Raw genomic sequence first — 14,027 nt, 5'->3', positions numbered from 1 at the left:
TGCTTATACGCCGCCGGCAGTGAGTTTTTCGGGATTGAGCAACGTTTCCAGCTGACTGCGCGACAGGTCGGTGTGTTCCAGCGCGACGTCGATCACCGGGCGCCCCTGTTTGTAGGCCTGCTTGGCGATCTCGGCCGCTTTCTGGTAACCGATGATCGGGTTGAGCGCGGTCACCAGAATCGGGTTGCGCGACAGCGCTTCCTTGAGGCGCGAGTCGTTGACCTTGAAGGTGGCGATGGCCTTGTCACCCAGCAAACGGCTGGAGTTGGCCAGCAACTCGATGCTGCTCAACAGGTTCTGGGCAATGATCGGCAGCATCACGTTCAGTTCGAAATTGCCTGACTGCCCGGCGATGGTGATCACCGAGTCATTGCCGATCACTTGCGCAGCGACCATGGCGGTGGCTTCCGGAATCACCGGATTGACCTTCCCCGGCATGATCGACGAGCCCGGTTGCAGACCTTCCAGTTCAATTTCCCCGAGGCCGGCGAGCGGGCCGGAGTTCATCCAGCGCAAATCGTTGGCGATTTTCATCAGCGACACGGCAGTGGCTTTGAGCTGGCCCGACACCGCCACGGCGGTGTCCTGCGAGCCGATCAGGGCGAACAGATTCTTGCCAGGCGTGAACTGGACATTGGTCAACTGGCTGAGCTGGCGGCTGAAACGCACAGCAAATTCCGGATGCGCATTGATCCCGGTACCGACTGCCGTGCCACCCTGGGCCAGGGATTGCAGGCTTGGCAGCAAATCCTGCAGGTGACCGATATTGGCCTTGAACTGCTGCGCCCAACCGTTCAGCGCCTGGCTCATGCGCACCGGCATGGCGTCCATCAGGTGCGTGCGACCGGTCTTGACGTGGTGATGGACCTGCTCGGCCTTGCGCTCGATCACCTGCACCAGGTGCAACAGCGCCGGCAGCAGTTGTTCGTGCAGGGCCAATGCGGCGCTGACGTGGATAGTCGTCGGAATGATGTCGTTGCTGCTCTGCCCGCAGTTGACGTGATCATTGGCATTGACCGGTTCGTCGAGCAAGCGGCTGGCCAGGGTGGCGATCACTTCGTTGGCGTTCATGTTGGAGCTGGTGCCGGAACCGGTCTGGAAGATGTCCACCGGGAAATGCCGCATGAAGTCGCCTTCCAGCAACCCTTGAGCGGCATCGCTGATGGCTTTGCCTTGGGCGGCGCTGATCTGGTTGAGTTCAACGTTGGCGCGCGCGGCGGCCGCTTTGGCCAGAATCAGGGCGCGGATGAACTGGGTCGGCATCGGCTTGCCGCTGATGGGGAAGTTATCCACTGCGCGCTGGGTTTGCGCGCCGTAGAGAGCGTCCACCGGCACCTGCAGTTCGCCCATGCTGTCGCGCTCAATACGTGTCTTGGTCATCTGAAAATCCTTGCACCAGTTCTATGAGAGGAATCGAGGGTTGCAATTCGCAGGTGGCGAGCTGCCAGGTGTAGCTCTGCCAGCGCTTTAGCCGGCATTTGCACAATGACAGGCGCTCCATTTCACGCAGCGGGCGCCAGGCTTGATCGAGACAGAGGCTGCGCCAATGCCACGGCAACGCGATGTCGGTGGCCGTGTCGAGCAGCAGACGGAAAGAGGTTTCAGCGATCATCCAGGGTGAGGTCGCCGTGCAGCAGGCCAGATAACGACCTTCGGCCAGGTAGTGTTCGATCAGTCGCGGTTCGTCAGGATCCATCGCGCAACGGATCTGGCGACTCATCCAGCGCCAGCTTTCAAGGTACGGCTGCTCGTGCAAGGCAGAACTCATGATCCTGGGCTCATCCGATAATGAGATTTATTATTAGATGATAATGAGAACCAAAACAAGCACGGCTTTTCAGCTGCCCTGATCAGCCCAAAAGATTTTCAGGCATAAAAAAGGCGCGCCACCCAATCGGGTGACGCGCCTTCTGTGTACCGGCCTGGGCTTAGCTGCCCGCGACAGTCATCTTCTCGATCAACACCGAACCGGTGCGAATGTTGCTGCGCAGCTCCAGATCGTTACCCACCGCGACAATCTGCTTGAACATGTCACGCATGTTGCCGGCGATGGTCACTTCCTGCACCGCGAACTGGATCTCCCCGTTCTCGACCCAGAAACCCGCCGCACCGCGCGAGTAATCACCGGTCACCATGTTCAGACCATGGCCCATCAGCTCGGTGACCAGCAACCCGCGCCCCATTCGTCGCAGCAAGGCAGCCTGATCTTCATCGCCATGAGTGACGAACAGGTTATGCACGCCGCCTGCGTTGGCGGTACTCGGCATGCCCAGTTTGCGCCCGGAATAGGTGCCGAGGATGTACGAAACCAACTCACCCTTTTCGACGAACGGTTTGGCATAGGTCGCCAGACCGTCGCCGTCATACGACGCACTGCCCATGGCGCGCATCAGGTGTGGACGCTCGTCGATGGTCAGCCATTCCGGGAACAGCTTCTGCCCCAAAGTGCCTTCGAGGAACGACGATTTGCGATACAGACTGCCGCCGGAAATCGCCGACAGGAAGCTGCCGAACAACCCACCCGCCAGTTCCGCCGAAAACAATACAGGCACTTCGCAGGTCGGCACCGGACGCGCGCCCAGACGGCTCGCCGCCCGCTGTGCCGCACGCTGGCCAATGCTTACCGGATCCGCCAGCAAACTGCCCTGGCGGTTCACGTCGTACCAGTAATCACGCTGCATCTGGCCATCGGCCTCGGCGATCATCACGCAGCTCAGGCTGTGTCGGGTCGAAGCATAACCGCCGATGAAACCATGGCTGTTTCCGTACACGCGGCAGCCCTGATGAGTGCTCAACGTGGTGCCATCGGCATTCTTGATGCGCGCATCGGCGTCGAACGCGGCAGCTTCACAGAGCAACGCCTTCTCGATGGCCTGCTCCGGCGTGATGCCCCATTCGTGGAACAGGTCGAAATCCTGTAGATCCCTGGCCATCAGCGCGGCATCGGCCAGCCCCGAGGCTTCGTCCTCCGAAGTGTGCCTGGCAATCGCCAGCGCCGCAGCGACAGTCTCGCGAATGGCATCCGGACCGGTGGCGGAGGTGCTGGCCGAGCCCTTGCGCTGGCCGACATACAAGGTGATGCCAAAGCCCTGATCGCGGTTGAATTCGACCGTTTCGACTTCACGCTGCCGCACCGACGTCGACAGGCCCTGCTCCAGCGACACCGCCACTTCGCAGGCACTGGCACCCTGGCGCTTGGCTTCGGCGATGATCTGCTCGACCTGTTCCTGCAGTGCCGGCAATGCCTGTGGGCCGACGCTTTCAACTGCACTCATGCTCATCTCCACTCAAATTCTGCTTTCGGCTGGGGCCTTCGAGCGACCGGGCCGGACAAGCGGCCCCCGACTGGTTATCATGGCGGCGTTTCTTTGCGGACTGCCACCATGGTTGATTCTTACGACGACTCCCTCGATACGGGAGAAAAAAGCAAATCCCAGGTCAAACGCGAGCTGCATGCTCTGGTTGACCTTGGCGAGCGCCTTACAACGCTCAAGCCCGACTTGCAGGCAAAACTGCCGTTGACCGACGCTTTGCGCCGGGCCCTGGCCGATGCGCCCAAGCACACCGCGAACATCGCGCGTAAACGGCATTTGCAGTTCATCGGCAAACTGATGCGCGATCAGGACACTGACGCGATTCTCACCTTGCTCGATCAACTCGATGCCTCTACCCGTCAGTACAACGAGCGTTTCCACAACCTCGAACGCTGGCGTGACCGCCTGATCGCCGGTGACGATGCCGTGCTGGAGAAATTCGTCGTCGATTACCCGGACGCCGACCGCCAGCAACTGCGTTCCCTGATCCGTCAGGCCCAGCACGAGGTTGCGCATAACAAACCTCCTGCCTCGAGCCGCAAGATCTTCAAATACATCCGTGAGCTGGACGAGACTCAACGCGGTCTGCGCTGATATTCGCCACCGGGTGGCCGCACTGCGCGCCACCCGAAGCTCCATCCCTTCTTATGCGCCCGTGCCACCCACGGTGATCGCATCGATTTTCAGGGTCGGCTGACCGACACCCACCGGCACCGACTGTCCGTCCTTGCCACACGTGCCCACACCGCTGTCCAGCGCCAGATCGTTACCGACCATCGACACCCGGCTCATCGCTTCCGGACCGTTGCCGATCAACGTTGCGCCTTTGACCGGTGCAGTGATCTTGCCGTCCTCGATCAGGTAAGCCTCGCTGGTGGAGAACACGAACTTGCCGCTGGTGATGTCGACCTGACCGCCGCCAAGGTTGGCGCAGTAGATGCCCTTCTTCACCGACGCGATGATTTCCGCCGGATCGCTCTGGCCACCGAGCATGTAGGTGTTGGTCATCCGTGGCATCGGCAAGTGCGCGTAGGACTCACGGCGACCGTTACCGGTGCGGGCCACGCCCATCAGCCGCGCATTGAGCTTGTCCTGCATATAACCTTTGAGCACACCGTTTTCGATCAGCGTGGTGCACTCGGTCGGGGTGCCTTCGTCGTCGACGCTCAGGGAACCGCGACGACCGCTCAGGGTGCCGTCATCGACGATGGTGCAGAGTTTCGAGGCAACCATTTCGCCCATGCGACCGCTGTAGGCCGAACTGCCCTTGCGGTTGAAATCGCCTTCCAGACCGTGACCGACCGCTTCATGCAGCAACACGCCGGACCAGCCCGAACCCAGAACCACCGGCAATGTCCCGGCCGGTGCCGGAATCGCTTCCAGGTTCACCAGCGCCTGACGCAGCGCCTCACGGGCATAGCCCATGGCGCGGTCTTCGGCGAGGAAATAACGGTAGTCGGTACGCCCGCCGCCGCCATGGCCACCGCGTTCGCGACGGCCGTTCTGCTCGACGATCACGCTGACGTTGAAACGCACCAGCGGACGCACGTCGGCCGCCAGGCCGCCGTCGGTCGAGGCCACCAGAATCCGCTCCCATACCCCGGCCATGCTCACGCTGACCTGCTGGATACGCGGGTCGAGGGCGCGGGTCGCCACATCGATGCGCTTGAGCAGTTCGACTTTTTCAGCGCGGCTCAGGACTTCCAGCGGATTGTCCGGCGCATACAGCTGGGCGACGTCCTGCGTGCTGAACGCCTGTACCGTGCCGTTCTGCCCGGCGCGGGAAATCGAACGGGCCGCACGAGCCGCCGCGCCGAGGGCTTCGAGGGTGATCGCGTTGCTGTAGGCGAAACCGGTTTTCTCACCGGACTGTGCCCGCACGCCGACACCTTGGTCGAGGTTGAAACTGCCTTCCTTGACGATGCCGTCTTCCAGCGACCAGGACTCGGAAATCTGCCCCTGGAAATACAGGTCGGCCGCATCGATGCCTGGACCCGCCAGATCACCGAGCACGCCTTGCAGGCTCTCGATCGTCACGCCGCCAGGCGCCAACAGGTGATCACTGACTGAGGACAACAACTCGCTCATAGGTTTTACGCCTTAAATTCGTGTTCTGAAGCAGGTCGCTGTGCGCCCTGCGAAAAAAACCGCCGATGACCCGTCACCGGCATTCGCGCCCGGATGGACGCCTGTTCGTTGCTGTCGCGCTCGGCCAGCAACACGGCTTCGCCCTGTTCCTGCTGCGCCAGAATCCGCCCCCAAGGGTCGACAATCGCCCCATGGCCAAAGGTTTCCCGCGGCCCCGGATGTGTCCCGCCCTGAGCGGCTGCCAGTACATAGCACTGGGTTTCAATGGCCCGAGCGCGGATCAATACATCCCAGTGCGCCGCCCCCGTCACGGCGGTGAAGGCCGACGGTGCGGTAATCAGTTCAGCCCCGGCAGCACGCAATTCGCTGTACAGCTCCGGGAAACGCAGGTCGTAGCACACCGTCAGACCCAATCGCCCGACCGGCGTGTCCGCAACCACCACGCCACTGCCATAAGCATAGTCATCGGATTCTCGGTAACGGCCGCGATTGTCCGCCACATCGACATCGAACAGGTGCAACTTGTCATAGCGTGCAACGATTTCACCCTGATCGTTCACCAGCAGCGAGCAGGCATGGGACTTGGCCTCGGGCTGCCCCACCGGCGGCAACGGCAAAGTGCCGGCGACAATCCATAACCTGAGGTCACGGGCGGTCTGTTTCAACCACGGCAGGATCGGGCCTTCGCCAAGCGCTTCGGCGCGGCCGATATCGGCGATGTCGCGACGGCCCATGGCGGCGAAGTTTTCCGGCAGCACCGCCAGCTTCGCACCCGCGTTGGCCGCCTGTTCGAGCAACCGTCGGGCATCGCGCAGATTGGCCAGCACATCGCTCTGGCTGACCATTTGAATCACCGCTAAAGACATGGCGCACTCCGCAAGAGGTATGCGGCCATGCTACTCCATCGGTTCAGGGGCTGGCTGTTCAAAAAGGCTTGTCAAAGGTGATTTTCGGCTCTTTCCACGGGCCCTTGACGGTGTATTTGACGCTGGCGAAGCGTGCCACGCGATCGCCGATCAGCTTGTCGATCAGGAACAAGGCGCCGCCGACCGCCGGCGCGCCGACAATCAGCGCGGCGATCGGCAGGTTATTGGTCACCGGCAGAGTCACGAGCAACTTGGCATCGACCTGATCGCCCACCAGATCCAGCGTGCCGTCCAGTTCCAGGTTGCTCGAGGGCCCGGTCAACCTGATCGGCTCTTTCGTCACGTAAACGCCATTGGTCGCCACCAGCAATCCCTTGACCCGGTCATAGCTCAAGCCCTTGCCGAACAGGTCGGAGAAGTCGAGGCGCAGTCGGCGGCCAATCGAGTTGAAGTTGAGCAGACCGAACACTCGCAACGCCTGGGCGCCACCCTCGACTTCGACGAACTGGCCTTTGTTAAGGGACGCATCGAGTGTGCCGGAGAAGCGCTTGGTCGCCAGCCACGCCGGCGAGCCAGGCCAGCGGCCGTCGACATCCATGTGGAATTCTTCGCTGGTCACGCTCGGCGCAAAGCCCCAGCCCTTGAGGACATCGGCGAGGTTCTTGCCGCCGATCCGCCCCTTGTACCAACTGGTCGTGGCACCGGGCGTACCTTCCCATCCCCCGCTGCCCTGCAAGAGGATGCCCTTGAGGCCCAGATCGAGGTTTTTCAGGGCGATGCCCTTGGCGGTCGGCCGAATCTTGAGCGACCAGCCACCGACCAGATCCTGGCCCTGGAACAATTGATTGATGGTGATATCCAGCGCCGGAATCTTGCCTGGATCGACCGAGGCCAGTGGATCCGGCGCATTCTCGTCGGCCTGCACCGTCGGGTCCGGCGCCGGCAACCGCACATATTGCAAATTCACCGCGATTGGCGCGCCCTTGGCGTCGGGGATGCCGGCTGTGCCTTTGGCCTGCTGACTGTCGAGGGCCAACGCCCAGGCAGCGGACTTGCGATTCACCTGCACGGCCGCCTGATCCAGCGTGGTGCCGAAGGCCGTGAGTTTGCCGATCTTGAAATCCGCGCTGCTGAGCAACTGTTTGGCATCGCCGCCCGGATCCTGGCCGGCGTATTTGTCCAGCAGGTCCTGCCAGGGTTTGACGTCCAGCTCCGACAACACGCCGCGCACCCGCAGGCCTTTGTTGCCCGGCAACACGGCTTCGCCAGCGCCGAGGAACAACTCGCCACGACCATCGGCGAAACTGCTCGGTGGCGCAGCGAAAGTGAAATTGGCCAGTTGATCGTAATTGACCCAGTAACGCCGCTCCTGCCCTTGCAGGGTCATGCGGAACACCGTGTCACGCCCGACATCGGCGGCCATGCCGAAAGGCGCCGGGAGATCCACCGCCACCCCCTTCAGACTGGAGCTGACCATCAATTGGCTGTCGGCACCGTCCAGATTCACTTGCAGCTGATAAGGAATCGTCCCGGAGACCGGCAACGGTTGAGTCACGCCCAGCCAGTCGGTCAGTTTCCTGACCTCGACCTGGCCTGACGCTGCTACCCGGGTCCTGAGTTGGCCCGGACCGCCGTCGGCGAAGATCTGCGCGGTCACCGGCTTGTCGAAGGCCCTGGCACTGATGTTCTGCCCGCTCAGGCCCTTGGCGCTGTCGAAGCGGAAATCGCCCTTGAGCTGGCTCAATTCCAGCTTCGGTTCCGCCAGCTTCAATCGCGCATTGGCGGTCTTGAAGTCGACGAGGATTTTCGGCTGATCGCCCTTGGCCAACGGCACATCGAGTTTGAGCTTGCCTTGCAGATCGCCCTCGCCTTCCCAACCGGCAAAGGTGTCGGCGGTGCCGATGGGTGCCTCCTGAAGAATCTTCAGACCATCGCCCAGCCCGCCGGCGAAGGTGCCATCGAGGAACATATGGCTGTGCTCGCCGCTCGGCACGTGGGGAATATTGACGAAAACGTCGCTGACCTGGGTGCCAAGCAACTGGCCCTTGCTGGCCAGAATCCGCACGCCGCTGTCTTCGATGAACACGTCACCGTTGACCTTGCTCACGTGCGGCCAGCCCGGCTGGAACGCCAGCTCGGCGTCGTGCACCTTGAAGAACAGACTGATACTGCGATCCGCTTCCCCGGCGTTCTTGTTCAGTGAACCCTGATACTGGAAGAATCCCTGATCCACCGCACCCTTGAGAATCGCCGTGCGCAGCCACTCGTCGAGGGCCGGGCTCAGGACTTGCGGCAGGTACTTGGCGGTGTAGCGACCGTCGCCCTCCACCAGGCCGACCCGCAGGTCCATGTAGTCTTCCTGGCTGTGATCGAAATGCAGGCGGATCAGGAAATCGCCGGCAATCTTGCCCTCCTCACCGAGCACCTTCAGGTACGGCGCGATCAGGGTGAAACCTTCTTTATCGAGTTTCCAGGTCAACCGGGCGTTGGCCTGAATGTATTGCCATGGCTTGGCGAAAATCGGATCGAGGTGCAGGACGAAATCCTTGCTGTCCATGCGCAGCTCGCCGCCGCCGAGATTGCCGGTAAGGCTGCCGCTGACATTCCGTGCCGCCGGCGCACCGTGATAGGCGTCGAAACCGACCTGATCGAGGTTGGCGGCGAAGCTGAATTTGCTGTCGTCGGTGGCGTTCGGCCGGAAATCCAGCAGCACGTTACGCAGGCCGCCGGTCACTTTCAGGCGCTCGACCACGGTAGCGAAGCCTTGGGGCAACGGGCCGAGGGCATTGAGCAGGGGCGTGATCGGCGTCAGGTCGAGACGGTCGGCCTGCAGATGCCAGAGTTCTTCGGCCTTGTCGGTAGCGGCAGTCTGTTTGATCTGGACATGTGATTCCCAACGGGTTTCGCCGACATTCATCGCCAGCGAATCAAGCGTGACAGTGGCCCCTTCGGGACCGCGCTGGAAGTAGCCGTTGAGCGCCAGATTGTTGATCTGAATGGGCTTGCGTTCAGCGTAGGCGCCAGTCAGTTGCGGCGCGTTGAGACGGATCGCAGCACTCTGCAAAGCCCCCTCGCGCCAGTTGACCCACAGCTCGCCACCGGCCTTGATCTCGGAGAAATTCCATTGTTGGGTCAGGCGCTCGGGCAGCCATTTTGACCAGTCGCTCTGCGGCAGACTGACATAACCTTCCAACTCGCTGTTCTGCCACTGATTCGGACGAAGTCGTGTGCGCAGGCTCAGCGCCACAGGCTGACCGTCGGGCAGGGTCAGGCGCGCATCGAGGCGTTGGCGGCTGGTACCGGTCTTTAGATTGAGGCCGACATACGTGAGGGTCAGCGGCGCCTGCTCCCGCGGCTGCAACGTCACCTGACTGTCGAGCACGGACAGTTGCTGAATCATGTGCAGGCGGTTGAACAGTTGCTCGGGATCCATGGGCTGATCCTGCTGCACCGGCAAGCCTTCCAGCGCCCACTTTCCGTCTTCGCCTTCCTTGAGGCTGATCTTCAGACCGTTGAGTTCAAGATGAGCGATGCGCACTTCGCGGGCCATCAGGCTGGCCCACAGATCCGGCACGGCACGCACCCGATCCAGGCGCAAGGCGTTGGCGCCGCTGCCGACCATCACGTCGTGAGCCAGCAGGATCGGGGCAAATCCGCGCCAGTTGCCTTCCAGCTCGCCAATCTGCAGCGGCATGCCCAGGGCGGCACTGGCCTTGTCTTCGATATCGGCGCGGTATTCGGCCACCAGTGGCGTGAGTTCCCGGCCAAGACTGACGTACAACGCCATCAATACCAGAACCAACGCGCACAGGCCCAGACCCCAGCGGGTCAGTGCGGCCAAAATGCGTGTCAGACGTTCCATGTCAGTTGGCTCCCATGGCAAAAATACTGCAAAAAGCTGAGGCCAGCCGTTTCAGGAAAAGGGTGATGCAGGGGTTCAGAGCAGCACCACGTCATATTGTTCCTGGGAATACATGGTTTCCACCTGAAAGCGTATGGTGCGCCCGATAAAACCTTCAAGTTCGGCAACGTTACCGGACTCTTCATCAAGCAGGCGATCCACCACTTTCTGGTTCGCCAGCACCCGGTAACCCTCGGCCTGATAGGCCCGGGCTTCACGCAGGATCTCGCGGAAAATCTCGTAGCAAATGGTTTCCGGGGTTTTCAGCTTGCCCCGGCCCTGACAGCTGCTGCACGGTTCGCACAACACTTGCTCGAGGCTTTCGCGGGTGCGCTTGCGCGTCATCTGCACCAGGCCCAACTCGGTGATGCCGATGATGTTGGTCTTGGCGTGATCGCGCTCGAGTTGTTTTTCCAGGGTACGCAGCACCTGACGCTGGTGTTCTTCGTCTTCCATGTCGATGAAATCGATGATGATGATCCCACCCAGATTACGCAGGCGCATCTGCCGGGCAATCGCGGTCGCGGCTTCGAGGTTGGTCTTGAAGATGGTTTCCTCAAGGTTGCGGTGACCGACGAACGCCCCGGTATTCACATCGATGGTGGTCATGGCTTCCGCCGGGTCGACCACCAGATAACCGCCGGACTTCAGCGGCACCTTGCGTTCCAGGGCTTTCTGGATTTCGTCTTCGACGCCGTACAGGTCGAAGATTGGTCGTTCGCCCGGGTAGTGCTCCAGACGATCGGCGATTTCCGGCATCAGTTCGGCGACGAACTGCGTGGTTTTCTGGAAGGTTTCCCGGGAGTCGATGCGGATCTTCTCGATCTTCGGGCTGACCAGATCGCGCAGGGTGCGCAGCGCCAGGCCGAGGTCTTCGTAGATCACGCTCGGTGCGCCGATGGTCTTGATCTGTTCGTTGATCTGATCCCACAGACGGCGCAGGTAGCGGATGTCCATCAGGATCTCATCGGCCCCTGCACCTTCGGCGGCGGTACGCAGAATGAAGCCGCCGGCCTCCTTGATGCCTTCTTTGGCCACGCAATCGCTGACCACCTGCTTGAGGCGTTCACGCTCGGCTTCGTCTTCGATCTTCAGGGAAATGCCGACGTGGGCCGTGCGCGGCATGTACACCAGATAGCGCGACGGGATCGAAAGCTGCGTGGTCAGCCGCGCACCTTTGGAACCGATCGGATCCTTGGTGACTTGTACCACCAGGCTCTGGCCTTCGTGCACCAGAGCGCTGATGCTTTCCACCGCCGGGCCTTCGCGCAGGGAAATTTCCGAGGCATGAATGAAGGCCGCACGATCCAGGCCGATGTCGACGAATGCTGCCTGCATGCCGGGAAGAACCCGCACCACCTTGCCTTTATAGATGTTGCCGACGATCCCGCGTTTTTGCGTACGCTCGACGTGCACTTCTTGCAGCACACCGTTTTCGACCACCGCCACGCGCGATTCCATCGGCGTGATGTTGATCAGAATCTCTTCACTCATGGCAGGGTCTCGTTCAGGCATGTTCACGATAATGGCCGTATCTTGTCCGTTCGACGCTCAATGCGCGTTCAGGGTTTGCCAACAGGGTATGCCGAAATGGCCGAGCAGTTCTGCGCTTTCGCACACCGGCAAGCCGACGACCGCCGAGTAACTGCCATTGAGACTCGCGACGAACACCGCGCCGAGCCCCTGAATGCCGTAGCCACCCGCCTTGTCCCGAGGCTCGCCGCTGGCCCAGTAGGCGGCGGCTTCTTCACGACTGATCGACCGAAAACGCACCAGGCTGCGCACCACCCGGGACTCGCAGCGCTCGCCGTCAAGCACCGCAATCGCCGTCAGCACCTCATGCTCCTTGCCGGACAACATCATCAGCATGGCGCATGCATCGGCTTCGTCCACCGGTTTGCCAAGAATTTTGCCGTCCAGCACCACGGCGGTATCGGCGCCCAGTACGCAAAACGGTACGTCGCGGACAACGGTACGCCGCCCGGCTTCGGCCTTGCCGCGCGCCAGACGCTCGACATAGGCCGATGGGGATTCATTGGCTAGAGGGGTTTCGTCAATATCCGCACTGATGGCGGTAAACGGGATGCCGATCTGCGTGAGCAATTCACGCCGACGCGGCGATCCTGAGGCAAGGTAAAGCGGCTTCATCCAAACATCTCCCTGTTGAGTGCCCTGCCTCATGGCACCGGTGGGGGCCCATGCCTGACCGAATCAGTTGATTTTGTAGCGCCGGCGCAATCCACGCAAAGCGAAGCTGACCCATGGCCAGAGCAAGGCACTGACCAGTGCCGGCAGGACCAGCGCAAGGGTCGGCTGACGGTTGCCGGTCAAAGCGCTGAGCCAGAGTTGTACGAGCTGGGCGAGACCGAAGATCACCAGGATCACCAGGCTCTGCTGCCACATCGGGAACATTCGCAGGCGTTGCTGCAACGACAGCACCAGGAACGTGATCAGGGTCAGGATCAAGGCATTCTGACCGAGCAGATCGCCTTGCAGCACGTCTTCGGCCAATCCCAGGCAGAAGGCCGTGACCATGCCGACGGTGTGCGGCAAATACAAAGCCCAGAACGTCAGGAGCAAGGCCAGCCACAGCGGGCGCAGGATTTCCATGAAAATGGGTAGTGGCGATACGCTGAGCAGTATGCCGACAATAAACGTCAGCCAGATAATCCAGCCGTTACGCGATGCGGTAGCCCCGACCATTATTCTTGCCTCCCGGTGGTAGCCGGCGCAGTGACAGGCGGTTTGGCCGCAGGTCGAGCCGCCGGCTGATTCACCGGTGGTTTACTGGCCGCTGGTGTGGCTGCAGGCGGTTTGCTCGCAGCAGGTTTGGCCGGCGTGGTGCTGGCAGCAGGCGCAGACGACGGTGTCGCAGTGGCAGGGGTTGCTGCTGCGGCAGGCGGGGTGACGACTTTCGACACCGTGGCCGGAATCACCGGGCCGCCACCAAAGGCATCGAGGTTTTCCTGAGCCTGCGCGGCGTCGTTGGCGCGTTCTTCGGCCGTGCGGTTGTCACTGAATACCAGCAGCAGGTAACGGCTGCGATTCAATGCGGCGGTCGGCACCGCACGAACGATGGCAAAAGGCTGGCCGGAATCGTGGATGACTTCCTTGACCGTCGCCACCGGGTAACCGGCCGGGAAGCGTTGTCCGAGACCGGAGCTGACCAGCAGGTCCCCTTCCTTGATATCGGCAGTGTCGGCGACATGGCGCAACTCAAGGCGCTCCGGGTTGCCAGTCCCACTGGCGATCGCCCGCAGACCGTTACGGTTCACCTGTACGGGGATGCTGTGGGTCGAGTCGGTCAGCAACAATACGCGGGAGGTGTACGGCATCAGTTCGACCACCTGCCCCATCAAGCCGCGCGCATCGAGCACCGGCTGACCGAGCACCACGCCATCACGCTCACCTTTGTTGATGATGATGCGATGGGTGAAGGGGTTGGGGTCCATGCCGATCAGCTCGGCCACTTCGACCTTCTCGTTGACCAGCGCGGAGGAATTGAGCAACTCGCGCAGCCGGACATTCTGCTCGGTGAGGGCGGCAAGCTTCTGCATGCGGCCCTGCAACAGCAGGTTCTCCGACTTGAGTTTTTCATTTTCAGCGACGAGCTCGGTACGACTGCCGAACTGGCTGGCGATACCTTCCCACAGCCGTCCGGGCAGGTCAGTAATCCAGTAGGCATCCATCAGCACCAGAGAGGCCTGGCTGCGTACGGGTTTAAGCAGACTGAAACGCGCATCAACGACCATCAGCGCGACCGACAGCACGGCCAGCACCAGCAAGCGCACGCCCAGTGAGGGGCCCTTGGCGAAAAGCGGTTTAATAAGCCGCTCCTCCCAGGCAAATGTTCTGTTT

General features: G+C 61.6%; 11 protein-coding genes. 1 reads left to right on the top strand and 10 read right to left on the bottom strand.

Annotated elements, in window-relative coordinates; translation table 11 throughout:
* Nucleotides 1-3: 3 nt before the first annotated feature.
* The 3 genes from L6D81_RS05025 to pmbA form a co-directional block, all read right to left on the bottom strand.
* Nucleotides 4-1,380, bottom strand: coding sequence for a class II fumarate hydratase (locus L6D81_RS05025; protein WP_236178137.1), 1,377 nt, complete (start codon nt 1,378-1,380; stop codon nt 4-6).
* Nucleotides 1,361-1,768, bottom strand: a complete 408-nt coding sequence (locus L6D81_RS05020; protein WP_236178136.1) for a FagA protein — start codon at nt 1,766-1,768, stop codon at nt 1,361-1,363. Before L6D81_RS05020 ends, L6D81_RS05025 begins: the two co-directional genes overlap by 20 nt.
* 160 nt (nt 1,769-1,928) lie before the next feature.
* Nucleotides 1,929-3,275 (bottom strand): metalloprotease PmbA, encoded by a 1,347-nt coding sequence (gene pmbA / locus L6D81_RS05015; RefSeq protein WP_373874288.1) that lies wholly within the window; start codon nt 3,273-3,275, stop codon nt 1,929-1,931.
* A gap of 108 nt (nt 3,276-3,383) precedes the next feature.
* Here pmbA and yjgA point away from each other — a divergent pair, with 108 nt between their 5' ends.
* Nucleotides 3,384-3,908 (top strand): ribosome biogenesis factor YjgA, encoded by a 525-nt coding sequence (gene yjgA / locus L6D81_RS05010; RefSeq protein WP_115076552.1) that lies wholly within the window; start codon nt 3,384-3,386, stop codon nt 3,906-3,908.
* Nucleotides 3,909-3,959: 51 nt separating this feature from the next.
* Here the strand turns inward: yjgA and tldD are convergent, their stop codons facing one another.
* The 7 genes from tldD to mreC all read right to left on the bottom strand — a co-directional run bounded on the left by tldD (nt 3,960) and on the right by mreC (nt 13,996).
* On the bottom strand, nt 3,960-5,402 hold the full coding sequence (gene tldD, locus L6D81_RS05005; protein WP_007953601.1) for a metalloprotease TldD: 1,443 nt from the start codon (nt 5,400-5,402) through the stop codon (nt 3,960-3,962).
* Nucleotides 5,403-5,407: 5 nt separating this feature from the next.
* Complete coding sequence (locus tag L6D81_RS05000) at nt 5,408-6,268, bottom strand: carbon-nitrogen hydrolase family protein (protein WP_236178134.1); 861 nt, start codon at nt 6,266-6,268, stop codon at nt 5,408-5,410.
* A 58-nt stretch (nt 6,269-6,326) separates the two neighbouring features.
* Nucleotides 6,327-10,130 (bottom strand): YhdP family protein, encoded by a 3,804-nt coding sequence (locus L6D81_RS04995; protein ID WP_236178133.1) that lies wholly within the window; start codon nt 10,128-10,130, stop codon nt 6,327-6,329.
* 75 nt (nt 10,131-10,205) lie between these two features.
* A complete protein-coding gene (rng, locus tag L6D81_RS04990; protein WP_065260839.1) occupies nt 10,206-11,663 on the bottom strand; it encodes a ribonuclease G in 1,458 nt (485 codons plus the stop codon).
* Between the two features lie 57 nt (nt 11,664-11,720).
* On the bottom strand, nt 11,721-12,317 hold the full coding sequence (locus L6D81_RS04985) for a Maf family protein (protein WP_236178132.1): 597 nt from the start codon (nt 12,315-12,317) through the stop codon (nt 11,721-11,723).
* A gap of 63 nt (nt 12,318-12,380) precedes the next feature.
* Nucleotides 12,381-12,872 (bottom strand): rod shape-determining protein MreD, encoded by a 492-nt coding sequence (gene mreD, locus L6D81_RS04980; protein ID WP_236178131.1) that lies wholly within the window; start codon nt 12,870-12,872, stop codon nt 12,381-12,383.
* A complete protein-coding gene (mreC, locus tag L6D81_RS04975) occupies nt 12,872-13,996 on the bottom strand; it encodes a rod shape-determining protein MreC (RefSeq protein WP_276574196.1) in 1,125 nt (374 codons plus the stop codon). The genes mreD and mreC overlap by 1 nt, the downstream gene beginning before the upstream one ends.
* Between the last annotated feature and the right edge of the window lie 31 nt (nt 13,997-14,027).

Source organism: Pseudomonas sputi (assembly GCF_021603585.1).
GTDB lineage: Bacteria > Pseudomonadota > Gammaproteobacteria > Pseudomonadales > Pseudomonadaceae > Aquipseudomonas > Aquipseudomonas sputi.
Note: the sequence above shows the minus strand (reverse complement) of the source record. Positions and strands in the feature narration are given on the sequence as shown.